This window comes from Butyrivibrio sp. (genome assembly GCF_015056685.1).
GTDB lineage: Bacteria > Bacillota > Clostridia > Lachnospirales > Lachnospiraceae > Butyrivibrio.
In genome coordinates, this window is sequence record NZ_SVFW01000001.1 from 26,231 (window position 1) to 50,885 (window position 24,655).

Annotated in this window: 21 protein-coding genes; 7 read left to right on the forward strand and 14 right to left on the reverse strand. The window is 38.5% G+C overall.

The features are described 5' to 3' along the window. Nucleotides 1-46: 46 nt before the first annotated feature. The 10 genes from E7303_RS00115 to E7303_RS00160 form a co-directional block, all read right to left on the reverse strand. On the reverse strand, nucleotides 47-1,216 hold the full coding sequence (locus E7303_RS00115) for a phosphoglycerate dehydrogenase (protein WP_292143280.1): 1,170 nt from the start codon (nucleotides 1,214-1,216) through the stop codon (nucleotides 47-49). Between the two features lie 2 nt (nucleotides 1,217-1,218). Further along, a complete protein-coding gene (gene serC / locus E7303_RS00120; RefSeq protein WP_292143281.1) occupies nucleotides 1,219-2,301 on the reverse strand; it encodes a 3-phosphoserine/phosphohydroxythreonine transaminase in 1,083 nt (360 codons plus the stop codon). A gap of 234 nt (nucleotides 2,302-2,535) precedes the next feature. Further along, nucleotides 2,536-4,059, reverse strand: a complete 1,524-nt coding sequence (locus tag E7303_RS00125) for a L,D-transpeptidase (protein ID WP_292143282.1) — start codon at nucleotides 4,057-4,059, stop codon at nucleotides 2,536-2,538. Nucleotides 4,060-4,093: 34 nt separating this feature from the next. Further along, on the reverse strand, nucleotides 4,094-5,773 hold the full coding sequence (gene ilvB / locus E7303_RS00130; protein ID WP_292143283.1) for a biosynthetic-type acetolactate synthase large subunit: 1,680 nt from the start codon (nucleotides 5,771-5,773) through the stop codon (nucleotides 4,094-4,096). Nucleotides 5,774-5,824: 51 nt separating this feature from the next. Next, on the reverse strand, nucleotides 5,825-7,495 hold the full coding sequence (gene ilvD / locus E7303_RS00135; RefSeq protein ID WP_292143406.1) for a dihydroxy-acid dehydratase: 1,671 nt from the start codon (nucleotides 7,493-7,495) through the stop codon (nucleotides 5,825-5,827). A 48-nt stretch (nucleotides 7,496-7,543) separates the two neighbouring features. Further along, nucleotides 7,544-9,238, reverse strand: a complete 1,695-nt coding sequence (locus E7303_RS00140) for a glycosyltransferase family 39 protein (RefSeq protein ID WP_292143284.1) — start codon at nucleotides 9,236-9,238, stop codon at nucleotides 7,544-7,546. Beyond that, entirely contained in the window at nucleotides 9,216-10,313 is a 1,098-nt protein-coding gene (gene leuB, locus E7303_RS00145) for a 3-isopropylmalate dehydrogenase (RefSeq protein ID WP_292143285.1), read from the reverse strand. The genes E7303_RS00140 and leuB overlap by 23 nt, the downstream gene beginning before the upstream one ends. 79 nt (nucleotides 10,314-10,392) lie before the next feature. Then, nucleotides 10,393-10,749, reverse strand: coding sequence for a preprotein translocase subunit YajC (gene yajC, locus E7303_RS00150; protein ID WP_022775618.1), 357 nt, complete (start codon nucleotides 10,747-10,749; stop codon nucleotides 10,393-10,395). A 111-nt stretch (nucleotides 10,750-10,860) separates the two neighbouring features. After that, nucleotides 10,861-12,042: a tRNA guanosine(34) transglycosylase Tgt gene (tgt, locus tag E7303_RS00155; protein ID WP_292143286.1), complete on the reverse strand. Its 1,182-nt coding sequence runs from the start codon at nucleotides 12,040-12,042 to the stop codon at nucleotides 10,861-10,863. A gap of 11 nt (nucleotides 12,043-12,053) precedes the next feature. Next, complete coding sequence (locus E7303_RS00160; protein ID WP_292143287.1) at nucleotides 12,054-13,199, reverse strand: M15 family metallopeptidase; 1,146 nt, start codon at nucleotides 13,197-13,199, stop codon at nucleotides 12,054-12,056. Between the two features lie 268 nt (nucleotides 13,200-13,467). Between E7303_RS00160 and E7303_RS00165 the strand changes: the two genes are divergently transcribed. Next, on the forward strand, nucleotides 13,468-14,319 hold the full coding sequence (locus E7303_RS00165) for a hypothetical protein (protein WP_292143288.1): 852 nt from the start codon (nucleotides 13,468-13,470) through the stop codon (nucleotides 14,317-14,319). Next, nucleotides 14,285-15,526 (forward strand): hypothetical protein, encoded by a 1,242-nt coding sequence (locus E7303_RS00170; protein ID WP_292143289.1) that lies wholly within the window; start codon nucleotides 14,285-14,287, stop codon nucleotides 15,524-15,526. The genes E7303_RS00165 and E7303_RS00170 overlap by 35 nt, the downstream gene beginning before the upstream one ends. A 59-nt stretch (nucleotides 15,527-15,585) precedes the next feature. Here E7303_RS00170 and aroC read toward each other — a convergent pair whose 3' ends face one another. From aroC to E7303_RS00185, 3 genes are all read right to left on the reverse strand, one after another. Continuing rightward, nucleotides 15,586-16,686, reverse strand: a complete 1,101-nt coding sequence (gene aroC / locus E7303_RS00175; RefSeq protein ID WP_292143290.1) for a chorismate synthase — start codon at nucleotides 16,684-16,686, stop codon at nucleotides 15,586-15,588. A gap of 61 nt (nucleotides 16,687-16,747) precedes the next feature. Then, on the reverse strand, nucleotides 16,748-17,806 hold the full coding sequence (locus tag E7303_RS00180) for a lactonase family protein (RefSeq protein ID WP_292143291.1): 1,059 nt from the start codon (nucleotides 17,804-17,806) through the stop codon (nucleotides 16,748-16,750). A gap of 59 nt (nucleotides 17,807-17,865) precedes the next feature. Further along, on the reverse strand, nucleotides 17,866-18,963 hold the full coding sequence (locus tag E7303_RS00185; protein WP_292143292.1) for a ribose-phosphate pyrophosphokinase: 1,098 nt from the start codon (nucleotides 18,961-18,963) through the stop codon (nucleotides 17,866-17,868). A 162-nt stretch (nucleotides 18,964-19,125) separates the two neighbouring features. Here E7303_RS00185 and E7303_RS00190 point away from each other — a divergent pair, with 162 nt between their 5' ends. The 5 genes from E7303_RS00190 (at nucleotide 19,126) to E7303_RS00210 (ending at nucleotide 23,837) form a co-directional block, all read left to right on the forward strand. Next, on the forward strand, nucleotides 19,126-20,022 hold the full coding sequence (locus E7303_RS00190) for a ComEC/Rec2 family competence protein (protein ID WP_292143293.1): 897 nt from the start codon (nucleotides 19,126-19,128) through the stop codon (nucleotides 20,020-20,022). A 69-nt stretch (nucleotides 20,023-20,091) separates the two neighbouring features. Then, on the forward strand, nucleotides 20,092-21,165 hold the full coding sequence (locus E7303_RS00195) for an ABC transporter ATP-binding protein (protein WP_292143294.1): 1,074 nt from the start codon (nucleotides 20,092-20,094) through the stop codon (nucleotides 21,163-21,165). A gap of 37 nt (nucleotides 21,166-21,202) precedes the next feature. Beyond that, nucleotides 21,203-21,976 (forward strand): ABC transporter permease, encoded by a 774-nt coding sequence (locus E7303_RS00200; RefSeq protein WP_292143407.1) that lies wholly within the window; start codon nucleotides 21,203-21,205, stop codon nucleotides 21,974-21,976. A gap of 2 nt (nucleotides 21,977-21,978) precedes the next feature. Further along, complete coding sequence (locus E7303_RS00205) at nucleotides 21,979-22,752, forward strand: ABC transporter permease (RefSeq protein WP_103867840.1); 774 nt, start codon at nucleotides 21,979-21,981, stop codon at nucleotides 22,750-22,752. Nucleotides 22,753-22,766: 14 nt separating this feature from the next. Then, complete coding sequence (locus E7303_RS00210; protein ID WP_292143295.1) at nucleotides 22,767-23,837, forward strand: ABC transporter substrate-binding protein; 1,071 nt, start codon at nucleotides 22,767-22,769, stop codon at nucleotides 23,835-23,837. A gap of 62 nt (nucleotides 23,838-23,899) precedes the next feature. On the opposite strand, the gene E7303_RS00215 is transcribed toward E7303_RS00210, so the two are convergent. Beyond that, nucleotides 23,900-24,589: a hypothetical protein gene (locus E7303_RS00215; RefSeq protein ID WP_292143296.1), complete on the reverse strand. Its 690-nt coding sequence runs from the start codon at nucleotides 24,587-24,589 to the stop codon at nucleotides 23,900-23,902. Between the last annotated feature and the right edge of the window lie 66 nt (nucleotides 24,590-24,655).

The window sequence follows — 24,655 nt, forward strand, 5'->3', positions numbered from 1 at the left end:
TCGAGTAGGATTTTACTCCTACCCGATATTATAATACATTTTCTTATTAAACGTCTTTTCTTACAACTCTTACTCTGATAACTCCATCAATTTTTTCAAGTTTACTTACAAGAGCATCCTCAATTCCATCCTCAAGGTCAATCAAAGTATAAGCATAATCGCCGCGAGATTTATTTGTCATATCCGAAATGTTATATCCGGCCTCACCAATTTCTTTTGTAAACTGGCTGATCATGTTAGCAACATTCTTGTGATAAATAGCAATTCGAGGATTATTGCAAATTCCCATATCGCAGTTAGGGAAGTTAACCGAATTGTTGATATTTCCATTTTCAAGGAAATCCTTCATTTCAAGAACAGCCTTAACTGCACAATTATCCTCAGACTCCTCTGTTGAAGCTCCAAGATGAGGAATTACTATGCAGCCGTCATGTCCTGCTGTTGTAGGATTTGGGAAATCCGTAACATATTTTCTGATCTTGCCTGAATTAATGCCGGCCAGGATCGCAACCTCATCACAAAGAATGTCTCTTGCAAGGTTAAGGATGATAACACCCTTTTTCATCTTAGCAATTGCTTCCTGTCCGATCATGCCCTTTGTAGAATCCAAAGCAGGTACATGAACCGTGATAATATCGCACTTTGAATAGATATCATCTACATTAGTCACGTGCTTAACATCTGATGACAGTCTCCATGCAGCATCAATTGAAAGATATGGATCATAGCCGTAAACTTCCATGCCAAGCTGTCTTGCTGCATTGGCAACTCTTACGCCGATAGCGCCAAGTCCGATGATACCAAGCTTCTTGCCAAAGATTTCAGTTCCTGCAAACTTCTTTTTTGATTTCTCTGTGAGCTTTGCAATATCAGGATCTCCGGCATTCGCCTTAACCCACTCAGTTCCTCCGATGATATCTCTTGAAGCAATGAGCATAGCTGCAAGTACCATCTCCTTAACGCCATTAGCGTTAGCACCGGGAGTATTAAATACAACGATTCCTTCCTCAGCACATCTGTCTAAAGGAATATTGTTTACGCCTGCACCTGCTCTTGCGATAGCAAGAAGATTATCGGAAAACTCCATATCCAGCATGTTGGCGCTTCTTACAAGAATGCCTTCTGCGTCATCAACATTGTCAACAGCTTCATATTTATCAGTAAAATTATTAAGTCCGATCTTAGCAATAGGATTCAAACATTTGTATTTGTACATGATCACGCTCTCTCCTTTTCAAACTTATCCATAAATTCAACAAGCTTCTTAACACCTTCAATAGGCATTGCATTGTAGATACTTGCTCTCATACCACCAACAGTTCTATGTCCCTTAAGGCTTACAAATCCTGCCTTTGTAGCTTCTGCGATAAATTCTGCGTTAAGCTCATCGCTGTCTGTGATGAAAGGAACATTCATAAGAGAACGATCTTCCTTGCGAACTGTGCCTTTGAACATCTTGCTCTGATCAAGGTAATCGTACAAAACAGCAGCCTTCTCTTCATTTCTCTTTTTCATCTCTTCAAGACCACCCTGGGCTTTGAGCCATTTAAATACCAGGCCACACATGTAGATGCTCCAGCAGTTCGGAGTATTATATAAAGATCCGTTGTCTGCCTGAGTCTTCCACTTAAGCATTGTAGGAGTATAAGCAGGAACATCATCTGTAATAAGGTCTTCTCTAATGATGCTTATTACAAGGCCTGCAGGTCCAACGTTCTTCTGAACGCCGCCATAGATAACTCCATATTTTGTAACATCCACAGGTTCTGATAAGAAGCATGAAGAAACATCTGAAACAAGAATATGTCCTTTTGTATTAGGCAAAGTCTTAAACTTTGTTCCATAGATAGTGTTGTTCTCACAGATGTAGACATAATCTGCATCTTCAGGAATTGGAAGATCTGAACAATCAGGTATATAGGAGAATGTCTTATCAGCACTGGAAGCTACTTCAATGGCCTCACCATATTTCTGAGCTTCCTGATAAGCTTTTTTAGCCCACTGACCGGTAATAATATAAGCAGCCTTACCATTTTTCATAAGATTAAGTGGAACTGCTGCAAACTGCTGACTTGCACCGCCCTGTAAAAAGAGAACCTTATAATTATCAGGAATATTCATAAGATCTCTGATATCCTGCTCTGCAGTCTGGATGACATTGTCGAAAGTCTTGGATCTATGACTCATCTCATTGATAGACATTCCGCATCCGTTGTAATCCAGCATCTCTGCAGCTGCCTGTTTTAATACTTCTTCTGGCAAAACAGCCGGGCCAGCACTAAAATTGTAAACTCTTGACATTTCTCTCCTCCTATAATCCATGTAGATGATTTTTGTAATATTGATAACATTCTTCAGCGAGTTGAATCGCTAAATTTAACCTTTAAATACATTGTAGTCATGATAAAAAAAATGTCAATAATGCAATTCCATAATTAATGTTATTTTATTTTTTTGACTGAAGAAATAAAAAAATATGAAATGGCAAAAAACCATTTCATATTCTCATACCAAGTTTACATATTCCAGACTATATCAGTAATACAAGACAACCGGAGTTCCAACTTCCACAACCTCCCACAACTGCGAAACAGTATCTAAAGGACAGTTTATGCAGCCATGTGAGCCATCTCTTTTATATATTTCTTCTCCAAATTTTGATCTCCAGGTGGCATCATGAATACCTACTCCTTTATGAACTCCTAGCCAATAGTTTACATAAGATACATAGTCAACACCGACTAAATTTGTGTGATATCGTTTATTATAGACAGGAAATATTCCGGTCGGAGTTCCTCTTCCCCTGTTAACATTTCCTGTAACAATTGGCATATTCATAGAAAGCTTCCCTTCAACATAGTAAAAGAGCTCCTGTTTTCCCATATTTACTTCTATATAGGTATCCCCAAGGCTTTCCTTTGCATTAAATACAACTGCTGAGTCAGAAAGCTGCAGAGTTCTGACTTCCTCATTCATTGTAGTACCCGAAAGATAAGCTTCTTTTAAATACTCAAACTCAGAATCTATATCGTAGACAAGCCCATTGCCTTTACTATTATTGTTTATTATGATCTCGGCATTCTCATCGCCACTTCTATACCTTACAAGATTCCATTCAGTGCTGTGAGATGCTGAAAGATCATGAAGAAAATCATACATCTTGCTTTCCCCAAGGATCAGATTTCCATTTGAATCCATCAAAAATCCTTCAACAACAGTAATATCATCTTCAGGAAACTTCTCTTCTTCTGAGCCAGCTATAAACAGACCGCTTCCCGGAAGCTTTTTAGATACTTTTTCTTCCTTTGCACTTTCAAGGTCATCTTCCGTAAGTATAAAAGAAGCTGCTATTTTTTTATCCAGTTTAACTTCTTCATCTGCTATTTTATAGGTGATCATACAGGACTGAAGGGCATCTACCTTGTTATACAGATCAACTATCTTTTGCTGTTCTTCATTTAACTGAATTTCAGTATAACATCCGTCAACCTTATAGAGTTGGACCTCAGTTTGAAGCGCTTTTATACTATCAATTACAGCCTGTGAAATAGCCTCCTGAACAGGGGCTTTACTTAGATTGTCTTTTAATACATAACCACTATCTCTGGTTTTTTCTATACTTATATTAAGTTCATCATCATCAAGGAATATTTCCCATTTGGATATTATGTCTTTTATTGCATCTTTATCAACATATACATCCGGAGACAGGTTCACAATGAGGTTTTCAAAAAAATAATAGCCCCATGCAAAAGGATTTTTGTCAGACAGATACGAATCAAGCATATTTGTAAAATCTATGCGAACGCCCGCATCTTTAGCAGATATAAAGAGCTCTGCTCCGCTAATATCAGTGATGGCAATACCTTCATACTGATATCTCTGGCAGAGCTCTTCATTTACTTCATCAACACTTTTTCCAGTGCAGTAAACTCCATTGATCCAGGTAAAGCAGGGAAAACCATTCATGTAATAAACGCCCAGTCCAATATAAACAGCTATAAAAGCTGCAATTGAAACAGCAAGTGCAATTAATAATCCCTTTAAAGCTCTACTCATGATCTCCCCCAAAATCACTTTTCATTATTTCTAATTATTTTTTCGAAGCAAGATCCCCGGCATCAAATGCTTCGCTGATAGATGCTCCTGCAGGAACCATAGGGAACACCTTATCATCTTCCTCTATTATACAATCAATTACGACAGGTTTGCCTGCGTTTATAGCTTTTTTTAGAACAGGAACCACTTCAGACTTCTTGGTAATTCTGAAAGCATCACATCCAAGAGCTTCAGCCACCTTGCAGTAATCAACCTTGTCCTCAAAGATTGTCTGAGAATAATGCTTTTCATAAAACAGTGTCTGCCACTGTCTGACCATTCCAAGAACATTGTTGTTGATCACTATCTCAATGATAGGAAGGTTATACTTAGACGCAGTTGCCAGCTCGTTCATATTCATTCTAAAGCAGCCATCTCCTGCAATGTTGATGCAAAGTTTATCAGGATTTCCTGCTTTTGCACCAATACATGCTCCAAGACCATAGCCCATTGTTCCAAGACCGCCTGAAGTTAAAAATGTCCTTGGATGCCTGAACTTATAATACTGCGCAGCCCACATCTGATGCTGTCCAACATCTGTAGATATGATGGCTTCACCCTTTGTAAGCTTATCCAGCTCTTCAATGATATATGGGCATGTAAGCTTATCTGTCTCGTAGTTTAAAGGATATTTCTTTTTATAATCCTTTATCTTATCAAGCCATTCAGAATGATCCATAACAGAAATTTCTTTATTTATTTCTGAGAGAACCTCTTTAAGATCACCTACAATAGCAAAATTGGTCCTGATGTTTTTGTTTATCTCTGCAGCATCAATATCGATCTGAAGAATCTTTGCCTTGGAAGCAAAAGTCTTGGCATTACCGGTAACTCTGTCAGAAAATCTTGCTCCAAGTGTGATCAAAAGGTCGCACTCACTAACTCCGAAGTTCGAAGTCTTGGTACCATGCATACCGATCATACCTGTATAAAGCTCATCAGTGCCATCAAAAGCCCCCTTACCCATAAGAGTGTCACATACAGGGGCATCAATCGCATGAGCAAACTTCTTTAGTTCCTCAGAAGCACCAGATATTACAGCACCACCGCCCACATAGATATATGGTCTCTTTGATGCTTTGATCATCTTAATGGCTGTTAATATATCGTCATGGTCGTAAGTTACTTTTCTTTTTTCTTCTGTAATTGCAGCAGCCTTGTAGTCACAGCTCTTTTGTGTAACATCCTTGGTAATGTCAACAAGAACAGGACCCGGTCTTCCGCTTTTTGCAATCTTGAAAGCCTTCCTCAAAGTAGATGCAAGCTCTTTTACATCCTTAACAATATATCCATGCTTTGTAATAGGCATGGTTATGCCTGCTATATCAACCTCCTGGAAAGAATCCTTACCCAAAAGAGGCAGATTCACATTACAAGTAATTGCAACCATAGGAACGGAATCCATATAAGCAGTTGCAATGCCGGTTACAAGATTTGTAGAACCGGGACCACTTGTAGCCATACAAACTCCAACCTTTCCGGTAGATCTTGCATAACCATCAGCCGCATGAGCAGCGCCCTGCTCATGCGATGTTCTGATATGTAAAAAATCATCCTGCTGTTTGTATAGTTCATCATAAATATTTAAAATTGTTCCGCCGGGATAACCAAAAACCGTATCAACGCCTTGTTCCTTAAGACACTCTAAAACAATCTGTGCTCCAGTTAACTGCATGATAAAAAAACTCCTTACTTTCAGTAGTCTTATTCAATAATATTAGAACGATCAAGCTCTTGGAATTTCCAAAATAGCTCCACGGTTACCACTAGTTACAAGCTCACGATAACGAGCAAGATATCCTGTAGTTACCTTAGGCTCTCTAGGCTTCCAGTTCTTTCTTCTCTCAGCAAGAACTTCATCAGAAACCTTTACATTAAGAGAGTTATTAGGGATATCAATGCTGATGATATCTCCTTCTTCAATAAGCGCAATAGGTCCGCCAACTGCAGCTTCAGGAGATACATGTCCTATGGAAGCACCTCTGCTTGCGCCAGAGAAACGTCCGTCTGTAATAAGAGCTACAGATGATCCAAGCCCCATACCGGCAATAGCTGATGTAGGATTGAGCATCTCTCTCATTCCAGGGCCGCCCTTAGGTCCTTCATATCTGATAACCACAACATCTCCTGCTACAATCTTGCCGCCAAGGATTGCTGCGATTGCATCTTCCTCACAATCAAATACTCTTGCAGGTCCCTCATGAGTCATCATTTCAGGTACAACAGCAGATTTCTTAACAATACCTGTGTCAGGAGCAATATTTCCCTTAAGAACTGCAATTCCGCCTGACTGCATATAAGGATTCTCTATTGGTCTGATAACCTCAGGATTAAGGTTCTTTACACCTGCAAGATTCTCTCCAATAGTCTTTCCTGTAACAGTAAGTGCATCTGTATTAAGAAGGTTCTTTTTAACAAGTTCTGACATTACAGCCAGGACACCGCCTGCTTCATTGAGGTCTTCCATGTATGTTGGGCCTGCAGGAGCTAAGTGACAAAGATTAGGAGTTCTGTTTGAAACTTCATTTGCGATCTCCATATTAAGCTCAACACCGGCTTCATGAGCAATTGCAGGTAAATGAAGCATTGTGTTTGTAGAACAGCCAAGTGCCATATCCAGAGTAAGCGCATTCATGAACGCATCCTTTGTCATGATGTCTCTTGGTCTGATATCTTTCTTAACAAGATCCATAACAGCATAGCCTGCATGTTTAGCAAGTCTGATCCTTGCAGAATATACAGCAGGAATTGTTCCATTTCCAGGAAGGCCCATTCCGATCGTTTCTGTAAGGCAGTTCATGGAATTGGCTGTATACATACCTGAACATGAACCACATGTAGGACAAGCCTTCTCTTCATACTCACAGAGCTTCTCTTCTGTCATCTTGCCTGCAGAAACGCTGCCAACAGCCTCAAACATAGATGAAAGTGATGTTTTATGGCCATCTACTCTTCCAGCCATCATAGGACCGCCGGAAACAAATACAGTAGGAATATTAACTCTTGCAGCAGCCATCAAAAGTCCCGGTACATTCTTATCACAGTTTGGAATACATACCATACCGTCAAATGCATGGGCTTTTGCAAGACACTCTGTACTATCTGCTATAAGATCCCTTGTTACAAGAGAATACTTCATGCCAATGTGACCCATAGCAATTCCATCGCATACCGCAATTGCAGGAACTACAACAGGCATACCGCCTGCTTCAGCTACAGCAAGCTTAACTGCTTCTGTAATCTTATCGAGGTTCATATGGCCCGGAACGATTTCGTTATAAGAACTAACAATACCAATTAGGGGTTTTCTTCTCTCTTCTTCGGTAAAACCAAGTGCGTTAAAAAGGCTTCTGTGTGGTGCCTGCTGAAGTCCTTTCATAACTCTGTCGCTGTTCATTGTCATGATATTCTCCTCCTATATAAACAAAAATTATAATAAATTTAATTATTTCACATACAAAATAAAATCTTCACTTTCATATATAACTCTCATGGACTTTAAATAATCCCAATTTATCGTCTCATGAGTCTGATAGAATTTCCAAAAATCCTCGCCACTATAACCGCTTTGAAGCATATCCTTATCAACGATAACCATGTCTGCACCGTCAACATCTGTCTTGGTACAATCAATGTCCCAGCCAAATTTCATAAGGTACTGCTGATCACAGTCCAAAACAGCCGGATTGTTTTTCTTGGTCACATCCGCAATATAAAGGGTATTGAACAATTCGTTTTCTCTATGTCCAAGCTGGCAGTTAAAGTCAGAGCTTGTAACTCTAAGTAGGAACAAAACTGCAATACAAATTGTAGGAATGTAAACCCCAAGTCCAAAGTACCACTTTCCTTCGCGGGAAATGATCTCATTTTCTTTAGACGCAGCGTTTTCACCGCTTAAGCCTGATACTTTTCTATTGTATATCCTGATATGTACATTTATCAGTCTCTCAAAAACAGAGCACACACATAAGACAACAATAAAACTGCTATATCCAAAAACTCTAAGATAAGGTAATTTCTTTTGAAGAATAAGCATTACACCTATAAACAAAAGATTTACGATGGCAACAAGATTTATTACTGTCCTGCTATATTCGAAATGCTTTATGCATTCATAGATCATACAGCCCATTCCAGCCAGAATGAATATGATCAGTACAATTACCATTCCAGGAAGCATGTAGTTTAACATGCTGTAATTCCAGCCCAAGTATCTCTGCCAGAAAACATCAGGTTCAAGGCTCTGAATATATGGCTGAGATAGCATATAATCTACTCCTGTTAAAAGAGCTTTCATAGGAGAACGCAAAAGAACTGCTCCATGTGTCCATCCAAAAAACTCAGATCCTGAAGTCTTAACAAGAAGATTTGAACCAATTGCAAGCCATATTACAGAGTATAAAAACGTAGTTCCGGCAGCAGCAAACAGGCCCGAAAATACAAGATTTATGAGTTTTTTCCTGTATATATTATCTGATGGCTTATCATATACGCTTTTACTTCTTACAGCGTTTATCAGAAGATACAAAGCTCCGGAAAGCCCTACAGGTACAACCCAGTATACGCTGCTTGGTACTGTATAAAGGCCAAGTACGATAACTCCAAACAGCGAAAAGTACAAATACCTTCTCTTTTCACCGAGGCTGCAGATCTGACAAATGCAGTAAATGGATAAGAGGAAACAAAGTGTTGCCAGTGTATACCCTCTGCCCTGAACACTGTACTCATTGACAACCTGCATGGAAGCATATAAAAGAGCTGCCGCAAAAGGAAGTCCATGGGAAAAGAATCTCTTGCATATCCTGTAAACAAGTATCAGATTACTTATGGCACAAACAAATGAAACTCCCCTTAGCCCAAAGTAGGAATTTCCAAAATAATCAACAAATCCGGAAAGCACTGAATATCCAACATGATTATTGGGAAGTGGCCAGTGAATTGCCGCATAAAAAGGCCCCTTACTTATAAAAGTATAGTAAGTATACAGTTCATCATACTGCGGAGTTATGGCAAACATTCTCCACAGATAATAAGCACCCATACCTATCACTAGAAGTGCCATTGCTATTGTTTCCGGCTCATGTGGCAAAATGTCATATATTTTCTTTTCAGTTTTTTCAACCGCTAATTCGTTCAGCAATCAAATCCCCCATTTTTATGCATCCAACTATTTCAAAGCCTCCCTCATCATTAAGGCAAAGATCCTTTGTTCTGTAGCCTTCCTTGAGGACTTTCTTAACAGCTTCTTCAATAGCATCAGCTTCTTTATCCAGATTAAATGAATATCTTAACATCATCGCAGCAGAAAGAATTGTAGCAATTGGGTTTGCCAGATCCTTTCCTGCAATATCAGGAGCGCTGCCATGACTTGGCTCATACAGTCCAAAACTGGAATCATTAAGGGAAGCACTAGGAAGCATTCCAATAGATCCGGTGATCATGCTGGCTTCATCAGATAAGATATCACCAAACATGTTCTCAGTAAGAACTACATCAAATGATGATGGGCTCTTAACAAGCTGCATTGCACAGTTATCAACCAGCATATGAGAAAGAGATACATCTGGATAATCCTTTTTAACTTCCTCAACAACTTTTCTCCAAAGTCTCGAAGAATCCAAAACATTAGCCTTATCGACACTTATAACAGAGCATCTTCTCTTCCTTGCAACTTCAAAAGCTTTAATTGCAATACGACGGATCTCGCTTTCTTTGTAGACAAGTGTATCTGTTGCAACAAGCTCGCCATCTACTTCTTTTGTACATCTGTCGCCGAAGTACAAGCCACCTGTCAGCTCTCTCATAATAAGCATATCAAAGCCTTTTTCAGCCTCTTCTTTTTTAAGAGGGCAGGCTTCTTTCAATTCAGGATACAAATATGCAGGACGAAGATTCGCAAAGAGATTTAAAGCTTTGCGAAGTCCCAAAAGACCAGCCTCAGGCCTCTTTGACGGTTCGAGCTTGTACCATGGAGATGTACTTGTATCTCCACCGATAGATCCCATCAAAACAGCATCTGCAGACTTTGCTGCAGCAATTGTCTCATCTGTCAGAGGCACACCATAGGCATCAATAGAACAACCACCCATTAAAACATCTTTATATGATATTTCATGCCCATACTTTTCACACACTTTATCAAGAACTTTTTTGGCTTCCTTTACTATTTCAGGACCGATACCGTCGCCTGGAATACATGTAACATTAAGCTTCATCCCCATGCTCCTTTGTGTTTTATTTAGTTATAGAATAAGCCTGACCAAGGCGCACCTTGGCCAGGCTTAAATCCGTCAATTACTTTTTCTTTGAATCCTTACTATCTGTAGCAGCAGTTGCAACTGCATCTTCAGGCTTTTCAACTTCAACAATTGCTTCCTTAACCATAGGAATACGACAGTTCTTATTGTTACCAAACTCTACGATCACCATATCATCATTGATATCAATAACTGTTCCGATAAAGCCGCCTGTTGTTCTAACGCTATCACCTACTGCAAGTGATGCAAGTACCTGAGCTTTCTGCTTCTGCTCTTTTCTGTTAGGACGCATGAACAAGAAGTAGATAGCAACCATAAATGCAGCATAAACAAGCATTGTTGTTATAAATGCTGTGCTTGAGCCAGCAGATTCAGTAGTTAAAAATAATCCCATACCTTCCTCCAAAACTTGTAATATATACCAATCAATAATACTAAAAAGAAAAATCAAATTCAAGTGAATATATACATCCATTAAGAAAAATCAATACTGCCTTGATTTTTCTTAACCTTTGCGCCAGTTTCTAGCGATATTATAGCCATCAGCGACGGTTTCGCTGTCAAACTCAAGCATCCCCTCAAGCTTTTTCTTTTTGTATTCCTTATACTCTCCCTTTTCAATAGCCTCTCTTATTTCTGTCATCATGTGATTGTAGAAATAAAGGTTATGAAGCACGCAGAGCCTCATTCCAAGCATCTCACCGGCTTTAAGAAGATGTCTTATGTAGGCTTTGGTATATCTGCGACAGGCAGGACATCCACATCCCTCTTCAATAGGAGTGTCATCCATCTCATACTTGGCATTAAGAATATTGATATGTCCTCTGTTTGTATAAAGGTGACCATGGCGGCCATTTCTACTTGGATATACGCAGTCAAAGAAGTCTACGCCTCTGTCTACAGACTCAAGGATATTGGCAGGAGTACCTACTCCCATAAGATATGTAGGCTTGTTTTCAGGAAGAAATGGTACGACCGTATCAAGCACATGATACATTTCCTCATGGGACTCACCTACTGCAAGACCCCCAACTGCATATCCGTCGAGATCAAGCTCACTTATGCGCTTTGCATGTTCGATCCTTATATCATCAAATATAGCACCCTGATTGATTCCAAAAAGCATCTGATGAGGGTTTACAGTGTATTCAAGACCGTTAAGCCTGTCCATTTCTTTTTTACATCTAAGGAGCCATCTGGTTGTTCTGTCTACAGACATCTGAACATATTCGTGCTCTGCCTTGGCAGAAGGACACTCATCAAACGCCATAGCTATAGTAGAACCAAGATGTGACTGTATTCTCATACTCTCTTCAGGTCCCATAAAGAGCTTGTGGCCATCAATGTGAGAATGGAAATACACGCCTTCTTCCCTGATCTTACGTGTTTTGGCAAGAGAAAAGACCTGGAATCCGCCTGAATCAGTCAATATAGGCTTGTTGCATGACATAAACTTATGCAGTCCGCCCATCCTGTAAACAAGCTCGTCGCCCGGTCTCAAGTGCAAATGATAAGTATTTGAAAGGACAACCTGTGTATCTATCCCTTCAAGATCCTCTGTGGAAACACCACCCTTAATAGCTGCAACAGTTGCAACGTTCATAAATACAGGAGTCTGCACAGTTCCATGAACCGTAGTAAATTCAGCCCTTTTGGCGTTTCCATCTTTTTTTAAAATCTTATACATAAAAACCTCGATCAATTAACATAAGTGCTCCAAAACTCTTCAAGGCACATGCCATTCTCATACATGACTGTGGCAGCATCAACTCCCACGTACCTGAAATGCCATGGCTCAAATTCTATGCTTGTTATATCCTCTTTTCCCAAAGGATATCGGAGGATAAAGCCATATTTATAGCTGTTTTCAGCAAGCCATTTTCCGGCTTTTGTATCTGCAAAGCCTTCATCTAGGCTTGAATATCCATCACAGATAATATCTATAGCAAGTCCGATCTGATGCTCTGAAGATCCAGGAACAGTTACAGCCTGTGAAGCCAGATTGTAAGCTTCCATATAAGACATACCGCCATTCATATATCTGTCTACCTTATTGGTAAAAAGCATAGTCTGTCGGTCCATATCCCTGTATGGTGAGCAGATAATAAGATTAGCACCATCTTTGCTGGCAGCTCTCATCATTTCAAGAAGTGGTGAAATTATTCTCTCATCACATCTCATCGAACCATTGATAGTTCCAAGAGAAACCTCGTAACCTTCAGGTATTGGATGCTGTTTGTTTATAAGAACTATCTGCCAGTCATCACTGGAAAAAGAATGCTCCGGAACAGTATCTGAAAGTGGAACCTCTTCAGCTTCAGCTTCAGTTTCAGAAATCTCTACTTCAGAGCCCTCTTTTGCATCTGAGGCACTACTTGTTGCAGCCAAAATCTCTGATAAAGTAGCTTTATTATCAGATATCATATGCTCTGCTTCTGTGGCGTCAGGGTTAACACTTTCCATAGCCTCTTCAAGGAGAGCTTCATCAACAGTAGTCAATGAAAGCTCCGCTTGAGACTCATAGTCTATAACTTCAGACAATTCTCCCGCAGAGTCACCCGAATAACCATCAATATTCATATCAGAATCAAAACTGATATCAAAAGACATTCCTGGATGCGAAAAACTACTACTTGATACAAAGAAAAGCAAGATACATGCAAGACTTATAAATCTCTTGGCATTACTATAGAAGTAAAACAAAAAGTTGTAGCTCGTAATTGATATAACTGCATAGGCAAGCCCTAAAAAGGAAAGAGCCTTATGTTTTCTATTAAATTTTTTAACTCTGAAAATTATCTTTTCTTTATAAGATAATTTCCTCTGTAAGTTACTGGCATTCATATCAGAAATCCCCTCTTATTTCGGATATCAAGCGCTGACTGTACTTATGATGATATGTTAGACGCAAAAGGCCGTTTTCTTTGGCATCTAAAAGTTATTATATAACTTATTCACATAAAATTCACTATTTTTGCATATTTTTTCTAAAAGCTAACCAAATAATAATTGTAAAAATGCCTCAAGCCATCAGATGATGACCGGAGATATATTGACTCATCTCTAAAAACAACCTACAATAATTATACATCATTATATTATGAGGTTGTTTATGAGTGAATTAAAAGACTTTCTAATCAAAACTAAATCTTCTCTTTTATCAGAAAAGGCATTTCTTCAATGTCTCTCAAAAAAATACGCCATCCCAGGCTATATTTCTGTTAAGAATATCCGTGGTAATAAAAGCGAGTATCTGCAATTTAAAGACACGCATTACCGCCTTGTTTCTGTGTATCTATCAAAAAACAAGAAAAACCTATGCGAACAGTGCTTTGATTTACGACAGGATCTTGAAAAACGGCTTCATGAAATTGAGGAAGACCTGACACTTCTTGATAACATTCAATGCTCGAACTCTATGATTATTCAATATGAACACAACGAAAAAATACTTGAGAATGCTATGGGAATCAGCCCGGACCATAATCTTCTTTTTTATTTGCAGTATTCGGAAGAAAATGACTGCTATGTGATTCATTACTATGGCAAGAAGCAGCTTCATACAGTAAACATGATATATGTCAATGAATCGACTATCGATAAAATAGCTGATTACATGACCACTGCCGGTCTTATTGTTGACAGTGACTGCAACAAGCAGCTTATATCATCACATGATCTCTATCCTGTAAAAAGTAAAAAACAACCTACTGTATCACAGACAAACTCGGGAATAAAATACAGCTTTAAAAAGAATTCCACCGATTACACCATTACTTTTTATCATCAAAAGGAAAAATATGAATTGCAATATGAACCATATTTTAGCGACAGTTCCTCCAAATTTGATGCAGAATGCGCTCGAATGGGCTTTTTTGTAGAAAAATACATAAATCAGATCAATTTCGAAAAAGGGGTATCAAAATATTATGAGCGAAGACAGAATGTTCATACTGAAACATAAAGATATAGATGTTGCAATTTTGCAATTAAACAATGATGGTGAAATCATGAATCACCACATCATCAATCCTATGCATATGCCTTACCTTGGTTCAACCAAAAGCAGGCATTTATATGACTGGTGGAAACAGCGCTCAATTCCTGAAGGAAGAGAGCATCTTCTTTCCCTTCTAAAAGCATATGACTGCTCTTCTCCTTCAGAACTTCTAATGAAAAACCTGGGGTTAAGCCTTACCGATACATATTGGATATGTCCTGCAGAACTTACTTTATTATGGGAAAAAGTTAATCTCTTTAAAAACGGGAATAAAACAATACACTTTCACAGTGGTGAGGGAAGAGCACATTATTCAAACTCGCCAGATGCAGCATTAAACGGATCCTTGGACAAAAAAGCCATAAACATAAAAGGGAAATGGTTTTTGGATAAGTTGAGCAATCCAAAATATGCCAATGGTATCCAAAATGTTAATGAATCATTTGTATCCTTTGTTCATAGGCAACAGGGATTTAGTGAATATACAGCTTATGAAATCCTTGGCGAGGACTCTGAGATCAATAAATACAGCAGATGTCACTTTTTCACCGATGAACATCTGGAACTAATCACAGCATTTCAAGTTACCGGAGGATATAAAAATGAGGAATCATATGATTCCTCAATAGAGTTAAATAAATTCATTGATATCTGCATAAACAATGGTTTAGACCGCGGCTATGTGCAAGGCTTTCTAGATTATATGATCATGATTGATTTTATCACTACAAACGCAGACAGACACTGGGATAATTTTGGAATATTACGAAATCCGGATACTCTCAAGTTCGTCTCAATGGCTCCAATATACGATAACGGAAATTCCATGTTTTTTGACATCCCACAGTACATGAATAGAGCATCACTACTGCGTTTAGAAGATAATGGAATCGATAAGCTTGAGATAAACAGACTTCAGTTAGTACATAACAAAACTTTGGTCAACGCTTCGCTTCTACCTACACCGGAAGAAGTAAAAAAGTATTATCTTGAGCGCAGCATTGAAAGCCAAAAAGCCAAAATGATAGCAGATTCATACAGTAATAAGCTGGATCTTTTCCTGGAGTTCCAACACGATATTCCCATAAGCTATGACAGAGAAATGTACTACTATTTGGATGAAGTGCCATATGTTAAACAAAGGCCAAATCCTAATTATAAAGATTTTTGACAATATCAGGGCAGGAGCCTTTGTTTCACAACACAAGGCTCCTCTTTTCTAATTTCCGATTATTTCTTATAAAATCCAATTATATTCTCTGCTTTTGAGAGCATATTTGACATCAAAAGATCAAGTGTACAAAAAGCACACATGCTTTCAACCACTACAACCGCCCTTGGAACTACGACTGGGTCGTGTCGCCCATGGATACTCACCTGAATATTTTCTCCTGACTTATTAACTGTATTCTGAGTCTTTGCAATACTCGGAGTTGGCTTAAAATAAACTCTGATTACAATTTCGCTTCCGTCAGAAATACCGCCCAGAATACCGCCTGCGTGATTAGTTCTTTTTTCAACAGAACTATCACTCATCACAAACTCATCATTATTTTCTGATCCGTGGTATTTTGATACTCTCGTACCATCACCTATTTCAACTGCTTTAACAGCGCCTATACTCATAACAGCATGAGCAATAACAGCATCGAGCTTGTCAAACACAGGCTCTCCAACTCCTGCAGGAAGACCTGTAACACGGCATTCTACCACTCCACCCACAGAATCCATTTCTTCTTTACACTTGGAAATAAGTTCCATCGCTCTTTTATCTGCTTCAGCATCAGGCATTGCTGTCGAAGTCAAAAGAATATTCTTTTCATCAAATTTCTTTTCATCAATCTCGACATCACCAATTGCTCTGGTAAACGCCATAACTTTAATGCCCATCTCATTAAGGAGTTTGCTGCAAATAGCACCTGCAGCAACTCTTCCTATTGTCTCTCTTCCAGAGGAACGTCCGCCACCTCTGTAATCTCTAAATCCATACTTTTCGTCAAAGCCAAAATCCGCATGCCCAGGTCTGTAATACTGTGCAATCTCGCTATAATCCTGAGATCTCTGGGAAGTATTTTTTACAATAAGAGAAATTGGCGTACCTGTTGTCTTTCCTTCAAAAACGCCGGAAAGAATATCAACAGCATCATCCTCTTTTCTTGGTGTGCTTGCAGGAGACGTTCCAGGCTTTCTCCTGTCAAGAAACTTCTGAATATCTGAAATATCCAGCTCCATTCCAGCCGGAAATCCATCGACCACTACCCCAAGTGCTTTTCCGTGTGACTCTCCCCAGGTAGACATCTTTATATTTTTACCAAATACAGATCCTGACATATTTTCCTCCCAATATAAGCCAAAAGCCCTCGCACCTTGGCGAAGGCTCTGATTTCAAGAATTAAAGTTTATGGAAAACAATACAGTTAGGTCTTGAAACAGGAAGTTCTGGTCCATTCATGACCATTGATCCCTTGTCCATATCAACTGTAAAGAATGTAAGTGTATCTGACTCGTGATTAAGAGATACAAGGTGCTTGTTGTCAGGGAAAAGAGCTGCATCCTTAGGATACTCACCTGCAACAGGAAGCTGGATCTTGTTTGTGATAAGTCCTGTCTCTTTATCTACTTTAAATACAAGTGCATTGTTTTCACCTGCTGTTGAACTCACAAGATAATTGTAGTCCTCTGAGAAGGTAAGTGCGCTGCTTGCAACACCGATTGAATCAGCCTCTTCAGAAGTTGATACTGACTGAATCCTTTCAAATTCAGGATCTCCGTTCTTATCTTCATAAGAATAAACTTCTATAGAGCACTTCTGCTCAAGACAAACATAAAGGAATTTACCTTCCTTTGAGAACTGCATATGTCTTGGTGATGATTCCTGATCGCAGTGGATCACATCAACTTCTTTTATTTTTCCTGTTTCCATATTAAGTGAATAAACATTTATCCTGTCCATTCCAAGATCTGCTGCAAGAAGATACTTGTTGTCTTTTGTAACCTTGATGCACTGAACATGAGGAACATGATTACGTCCTGCTGCAGTACCAAGGCCCTTGTGATATTTCTCATCAGTGATCTCACCGATGCTGCCATCCTCATTAAGTCTCAATATTGTAACCTTGCCATCATGATAGCCTGCAGTAATAAGGAACTTATCACTCTGGTCCATATTGAGGTAGCAACCACGCATACCATTGATAGAAGCCTCATTCAAAAATTCAAGACTTCCGTCAGGAAGAATATGATAAGACTCTACTCCTGCATCAGTTATGGAATAAAGAGTTTTATTGTCATGTGAAATTCCAATATAAGAAGAATTGGTTATTTCAACCTTCTGCTTTTCATAAAGCCTTCCATTCTCAAGATCTACATCATAAATTCTGATTCCATACTTTGTGCCCAGTCCGGATGTATAACTTGACACATAAGCTACGTATTTATCTTTACCAGCCATTACTAGTTTGCCTCCTAGAATTACGTATTTTCTACATTCTATCACAAGAAATCAAAACTTTAAACGTCTTTTGCTTTATACTCTGCAATAACTTCCTTAATTCTATCCTGTGGTCTTACAAGTTTATACATGGATTTTCCTCTGTTTAATGTATCAATTGCAGATGCTATATACCTGTTCATGTTTACGCTGTAATAATACTCTTTACTTAGAAGTTCTTCTTTCTGATAAATAAGATTAGTTGTAAATATCTTTTCAAAAAAGCCCTTTTCATATGCTTCATCAAACTCTTTAAAGCCATAAGAAAACAGACCAAAGGTTGCAAAAATAAATACTCTTTTGGCGCCTCTATCCTTAAGCTGCCTGCACACATCAAGCATACTCTTGCCGGAAACGATCATATCATCAATTACGATCGCATCCATCCCGCTTATATCGCCGCCGCAGAAATCATGCGCAATTATGGGATTCATCCCATCAACAACACGGCTGTAATCCCTTCTTTTATAAAACATACCAAGATTAACGCCATAAACGGAAGAAAGAAATACCGCTCTCTCAGTTGCTCCCTCATCAGGTGCTATGATAAGGAGATGTTCCGAATCAATTTCAATATCATCATACTCAGTCAAAAGAGCCTGGGTAAACTGTAAAGTTGGAGAAATATTCTCAATACCATTTAGAGGAAGTACATTTTGCATTCTTGGATCATGGGCATCAAAGGTGATCAGATTATCAACTCCAAGAAGCTCTAATTCTCTTAGCATAAGAGCACAGTCAAGGGATTCCCTTAAAACCTTTCTGTGCTGCCTGCTTTCATAAAGAAACGGCATAACCACAGTAATGGATTTTGCCTTTCCATTGCAGGCGCCAATAACCCTCTTAAGATCAGCATAATGATCATCGGGAGACATTCTGTTATACTCTCCGTCGAATTTGTACTTTATAGAATTGTTGCACACATCCACCAGGATAAAAATATCTTTTTCCCTGACAGATTCTTTTAACACAGCTTTACCCTCACCACTTGAAAATCTCGGGCATATACATTCAATAAGAAAGCTGTCTGCGCCGCGCCACTCGCAAAGGATCTTATCGATTCTTTTTGCTGATTCTGCAAATGATTCAAGAGCTATAATCCCTAATCCACCACTCATTGGAACACCTCGCATTATTATCAATATTGCATATCTAATTTGATTATATATCATGTGTACATGCAGGTAATCAATAATTAAGCTTTTTTATTATTTTTTTACACACCCGACACAAAATAATGCCATAATAAAACTAATATAAAAAACAAAAAAGGATAACAAATGAAGAAAAACAAATCACGCTCAGGTCTATTACTAATTCTTATCATATGTCTTTTGATCCTATTTATAGGTCTTACTCAGTTTATAGCACATGGCAATTCCAGCACCTCTGATATACCATCAGAAATCGCTGGAGGTAGTCTTACCATAACCAATTTAAACGTAGGAAAAGCTGACTGTGCCGTACTGCAAGCAGGTGACATTGTCGGAATGATCGATACAGGAACCTATGATGCCTATTCTACTATCGATAGTTTCTTAAAGGATAATTCAATTACAGAAATAGACTTTCTTATCCTCACCCACTATGACCAGGATCATATAGGAAGTGCTGTAAAAATACTATCCTCAGTAGATGTAAAGAACATCTATCTTGCCGACTATGTGAGCCAGAAGGAATATTATGCAGGTCTGATGGACAGCATAAAGACAAGAGAAAATGTTTATTTTGTAAATGAAAATATCTCTTTTGACTATAATGACCTTTCTATTGATATTTACCCTGCATCTTCGCCGGAAGTTCTGCTCTCAGACAGCAATAACATGGACAACAACATGTCCCTGGTATCAATGATAACCTTTGGGACAAAAAAATTTCTTTTCACCGGCGATATTGAAAAAGACAGGATCGAACAGGTAATAAATGACGATTACTCTTTGACCGCAGACTGGATCAAAATGCCCCACCATGGAGGTTATACCAAAAACACAGCTGACCTGCTCGCTGTTGTTGATCCTGCTTATGCAGTTATCAGCACTTCAAACGAAAGACCTGCTGAAGAAAAGCTTATGGATCTGTTGTCATCACTTGACATAGAAACTTACGATACCACCTACGGAACAATCGTTACTTACTGTGATAAAAACAGCATAAAAATCGCGCAAAAAAGTAATTGACACTTACTACAACTTTATTAAAATAAAGTAAGTCAGTTTTTATACTTTTTTAATAATCAGGAGCAGGAAATGGGTAAAGACTTAATTACACTTGAACATATCAGTAAGTCATATGATGGTCAGTTGATCTTGGATGACCTTAGTCTTTCTATATATGAGAATTCTTTTGTTACACTGCTTGGACCAAGCGGATGTGGCAAGACTACAACTTTGCGTATAATAGGTGGTTTTGAAACGCCTGATAAGGGACGTGTTATATTTGACGGAAAAGACATAACAAGTCTTTCTCCCAACAAAAGACAGCTTAATACTGTCTTTCAGAAGTATGCTCTTTTTACACATATGACAGTAGCGGAAAATATCGCTTTTGGTCTTAAGATAAAGAACAAATCTGACAGCTATATAAAGGATAAGATTAAATATGCCCTTAAGCTTGTAAATCTTGAAGGCTACGAAAACAGAAGTCCTGAATCTTTATCAGGTGGTCAGCAGCAAAGAATAGCTATTGCAAGAGCTATTGTAAATGAGCCAAAAGTTCTTTTGCTTGATGAGCCTTTGGGCGCACTTGACCTTAAAATGCGTCAGGACATGCAGTATGAGCTTAAAAGACTTAAAGAAGAACTGGGAATTACCTTTATTTATGTAACACACGATCAGGAAGAAGCCCTCACAATGTCTGATCACATCGTTGTCATGAACCAGGGCTACATTCAGCAGGAAGGTTCTCCCGAAAAAATATATAACGAACCTGAAAATGCCTTTGTTGCAGACTTTATCGGCGACAGTAACATTATCAGATCAACAATGATCCGCGATGAACTTGTAGAGATTCTAGGAGCTAAATTCGCATGCGTAGACAAAGGTTTTGGTGAAAATAAGCCTGTTGATGTTGTAATAAGACCTGAGGATATTGAGCTGGTTTCTCCTGAAAACGGAACGTTAAAAGGCATAGTTACTGACCTTACCTTCAAGGGAGTCCACTATGAAATGGACGTTGAAGTCGGCGGACGCGAGCTTTTAGTGCACTCAACAAAACTTTCACCTGTAGGTACTAATGTTGGTATAAATGTTGACCCATACAATATTCAGATAATGAACGTTCCTGAGTCAGAGGACGAGGAGGCAATAAGTGAAACTATTTAAAAACAAAAATACCGCCCCTCTTCTGTCCTCACCCTACATGGCCTGGGCTCTTATCTTTATACTTGTTCCACTTGGAATGGTCATCTATTACGGTTTCACAACTGAGGACGGCTTTTTTACCTTTGAAAATATAGCAACTATTGCAAAGCCGGGTTACTTGAAGGCTCTGATAAGGTCTATAAGACTTGCCCTTATCAGCACTTTGGTGTGCCTTCTTTTGGCATACCCTCTTGGAATGATCCTCTCATCCATGAAGCTTACAAGAAACACATATATAGTTACTCTTTTCATTCTTCCTATGTGGATGAACTTTCTTTTAAGAACTCTGACATGGATGACATTGCTTGAAGGAAAAGGTGTTATCAATACTGTTTTGGAATCACTTCACCTTCCTACCATAAATATAATAAATACGCCTTCAGCCATAGTCCTTGGCATGGTTTACAACTTTTTGCCCTTTATGATACTTCCAATCTACAATTCTCTTAGCAAAATAGATGAAAATGTCATAAATGCTGCAAGGGACCTGGGAGCTGATTCTCTTCAGACTTTCCTTAAGATAACATTCCCATTGTCACTTCCTGGCGTTTTAAGTGGAATAACAATGGTATTTATTCCTGCCCTCACAACTTTTGCTATTTCTTCTATGCTTGGAGGTTCCAAGATCCTTCTTATCGGAAATATCATTGAGCAGGAATTTACACAGCTGTATGATTGGCACCTTGGAAGTGGTCTTTCTATCGTGCTTATGATCTTTATCTTCATAAACATGATCATCGAAGCTCTTTCAGGCAATCAGGGAGGTAAGTAAAAATGAGAAAAGTTCTTGAAAGATTATATCTGGGGCTTTTACTTATCTTTATGTATGCCCCCATTATCACACTAATTGTTTTATCTTTTAACTCAAGTAAATCCAGAGCAAAATGGGGAGGATTCACTCTCGAATGGTATGTTAATCTACTTTCTGATGAAGCCGTTGCCAGCGCTCTTATAAACACTTTGTCAATTGCAGTACTTGCCACTATCATCTCAACCATCATCGGCACGGTATCCTGCATTGCAATGATAGGCCTTAACAAAAAGCTTCGTTCATTTATAATGAGCATCACAAATATACCAATGATCAACGCTGATATTGTAACAGGTATATCACTTATGCTGCTCTTTAGGTTTTTACATATAAGCTCCGGCTTTACTACTATTCTTTTGGCCCATATTACATTCAACATTCCATTTGTTATGCTAAGTGTAATGCCCAGAATAAAGAACATGAATGTCTATGTATATGAGGCAGCCCTTGACCTTGGTGCAGCACCTTTGTATGCCTTTTACAAAACTGTTCTCCCTGATCTATGGCCTGGAATCGTATCAGGAGCACTTATGGCTTTCACAATGTCTCTTGATGACTTTATAATCACCTACTTTACAAAAGGCTCTGGTTTTGAAACACTTTCAACTCTTATTTATAACGAGGTAAAAAGAGGTATTCAGCCTGAAATCTATGCTTTGTCTGCAATTATATTTGTAGTAGTTTTGACTCTGCTCATGCTTGTCTACAGAGTCCCTGCAAAGAAGAATAAAGACTAACTTTGGAGTTACATATGAAAAAGAAATTCTTAAGTATATTTCTATCTCTCACTACATTAAGTACACTGATATCCGGATGCGAAGTAAAAAACAGCGCTTCATACCCAAACGGCAAATTGTATGTATACAACTGGGGGGAATATATAGATGAAGATGTCATAAAAGAATTTGAAGACGAAACCGGAATTGATGTTATATATGATATGTTTGAAACTAACGAAATAATGTTTGCAAAGCTGGCTCAGGACACCTCCGCTTATGATGTTATATGCCCGTCAGATTATATGATTCAAAAGCTTATTGAAAATGACATGATACAGGAGCTTAACTTTGACAATATTCCAAATATTGTAAACATTGGTGACCAGTACTTTGAATCATCCAAAGATTTCGATCCCGAAAACAAGTATTCAGTGCCCTACTGCTGGGGAACAGTCGGAATCCTGTATAACAAGACTATGGTTGACGAAACTGTAGACAGCTGGGATATTCTATGGGACAGCAAATATTCAGGACAGATTCTCATGCAGGACTCTGTCAGAGATGCATTCATGGTGGCACTTCTCAAAAACGGTTTTTCAATGAATACAAAAGATGCTTCAGAAATTGATATTGCAACAGATGATCTTATAGCTCAAAAGCCTCTTGTACAGGCCTACGTAGTTGACCAGGTAAGGGATAAGATGATCGGTGGTGAGGCAGCTCTTGGTGTGATCTATTCAGGAGAAGCAATCTATACAGCCCGCGAGAATCCTGATCTTGAGTATGTAGTACCAAAGGAAGGCACCAATGTATGGATTGATTCCTGGGTAATAACCAAAGGTTCCAAAAATGTTGAAAATGCTGAAAAGTGGATAGACTTTATGTGTCGCGGAGACATAGCTCTTAGAAATTTTGAGTATATAACCTACTCCACTCCTAACACAGTAGCTCAGGAAAACATTGAAGATGACGCGATCCGTAACTCCAAGGTGGCATTTCCTGACCTAAATGAAATAAACACAGAGTCGTATCAGTATCTTGGAACAGAAACAGACAGACTCTACAATGATGCCTGGATGGAAGTAAAATCTGCTGATTACTAAAAAATAAAAAAAGCATGTTGCTTAAATTACGGAGCAACATGCTTTTTATTATCTTTTTTTATTTATGGCCAGTTTTTATAATTACCGTTTACACAAACACCTGCAAAGCCATTAGCAATAAATACACTCTTGTCTGACTCAGAAACAACCGGTGTTGCATTGGGATTACTGGATACTACATCAAAATATTTAGCTCCATTTTCAACAACCCCTTTTAAGCCATTGGTAGCATTATGTCCATTGTTATTGGAAAGAGCAAAGGAAGCCATTGCAACGTTATCCTGATTATACAAAATAGCTGTGTTACCATTTTTAGATACAGTACCTGTTTTTCCATCGCCTAGAGTTACAGAAATGCTATCATAAGTAGTCTTTATATTCTGTACATATACCTCTACATTATCCTGTATATCTTTATTCTGCACTCTGTCGTCATCAACATAGAAATAGAAAAATACATTCTTTACAGTCTCATCTGCTCCAATATGAAATGTAACATTCTGAGTTCCACTTGCATACGAGCACTCAAGATATGTGGCTGCACTTGAATGTGGTCCCAGGTAATAGGTGTAATTGTAATTGGCCCTCATACTCATGGTCTTGGTCTCGCCAGCATTTATTGAAAGTACAGTATCCTGAAAATCAAAGTAATCAGGAACATCACTCATGGCAAATGCATTTAGATTCATAGTGAAAATAGTAATTGCAACAGTTAATACAGATAATAATAATCCTTTAAATGTTTTTTTCATTTTGCACCTCTCTACAATACAAAAAATTGTTTATTTTCACATATTATACATGTTCTCAGGTACTTA

Bases quoted from the DNA above. Each gene is read 5' to 3' on its own strand.
- E7303_RS00115 (WP_292143280.1), bottom strand. From the start codon at position 1,216: ATGTACAAATACAAATGTTTGAATCCTATTGCTAAGATCGGACTTAAT.
- serC (WP_292143281.1), bottom strand. From the start codon at position 2,301: ATGTCAAGAGTTTACAATTTTAGTGCTGGCCCGGCTGTTTTGCCAGAA.
- E7303_RS00125 (WP_292143282.1), bottom strand. From the start codon at position 4,059: ATGAGTAGAGCTTTAAAGGGATTATTAATTGCACTTGCTGTTTCAATT.
- ilvB (WP_292143283.1), bottom strand. From the start codon at position 5,773: ATGCAGTTAACTGGAGCACAGATTGTTTTAGAGTGTCTTAAGGAACAA.
- ilvD (WP_292143406.1), bottom strand. From the start codon at position 7,495: ATGAACAGCGACAGAGTTATGAAAGGACTTCAGCAGGCACCACACAGA.
- leuB (WP_292143285.1), bottom strand. From the start codon at position 10,313: ATGAAGCTTAATGTTACATGTATTCCAGGCGACGGTATCGGTCCTGAA.
- yajC (WP_022775618.1), bottom strand. From the start codon at position 10,749: ATGGGATTATTTTTAACTACTGAATCTGCTGGCTCAAGCACAGCATTT.
- tgt (WP_292143286.1), bottom strand. From the start codon at position 12,042: ATGTATAAGATTTTAAAAAAAGATGGAAACGCCAAAAGGGCTGAATTT.
- E7303_RS00160 (WP_292143287.1), bottom strand. From the start codon at position 13,199: ATGAATGCCAGTAACTTACAGAGGAAATTATCTTATAAAGAAAAGATA.
- E7303_RS00165 (WP_292143288.1), top strand. From the start codon at position 13,468: ATGAGTGAATTAAAAGACTTTCTAATCAAAACTAAATCTTCTCTTTTA.
- E7303_RS00170 (WP_292143289.1), top strand. From the start codon at position 14,285: ATGAGCGAAGACAGAATGTTCATACTGAAACATAAAGATATAGATGTT.
- aroC (WP_292143290.1), bottom strand. From the start codon at position 16,686: ATGTCAGGATCTGTATTTGGTAAAAATATAAAGATGTCTACCTGGGGA.
- E7303_RS00180 (WP_292143291.1), bottom strand. From the start codon at position 17,806: ATGGCTGGTAAAGATAAATACGTAGCTTATGTGTCAAGTTATACATCC.
- E7303_RS00185 (WP_292143292.1), bottom strand. From the start codon at position 18,963: ATGAGTGGTGGATTAGGGATTATAGCTCTTGAATCATTTGCAGAATCA.
- E7303_RS00190 (WP_292143293.1), top strand. From the start codon at position 19,126: ATGAAGAAAAACAAATCACGCTCAGGTCTATTACTAATTCTTATCATA.
- E7303_RS00195 (WP_292143294.1), top strand. From the start codon at position 20,092: ATGGGTAAAGACTTAATTACACTTGAACATATCAGTAAGTCATATGAT.
- E7303_RS00200 (WP_292143407.1), top strand. From the start codon at position 21,203: ATGGCCTGGGCTCTTATCTTTATACTTGTTCCACTTGGAATGGTCATC.
- E7303_RS00205 (WP_103867840.1), top strand. From the start codon at position 21,979: ATGAGAAAAGTTCTTGAAAGATTATATCTGGGGCTTTTACTTATCTTT.
- E7303_RS00210 (WP_292143295.1), top strand. From the start codon at position 22,767: ATGAAAAAGAAATTCTTAAGTATATTTCTATCTCTCACTACATTAAGT.
- E7303_RS00215 (WP_292143296.1), bottom strand. From the start codon at position 24,589: ATGAAAAAAACATTTAAAGGATTATTATTATCTGTATTAACTGTTGCA.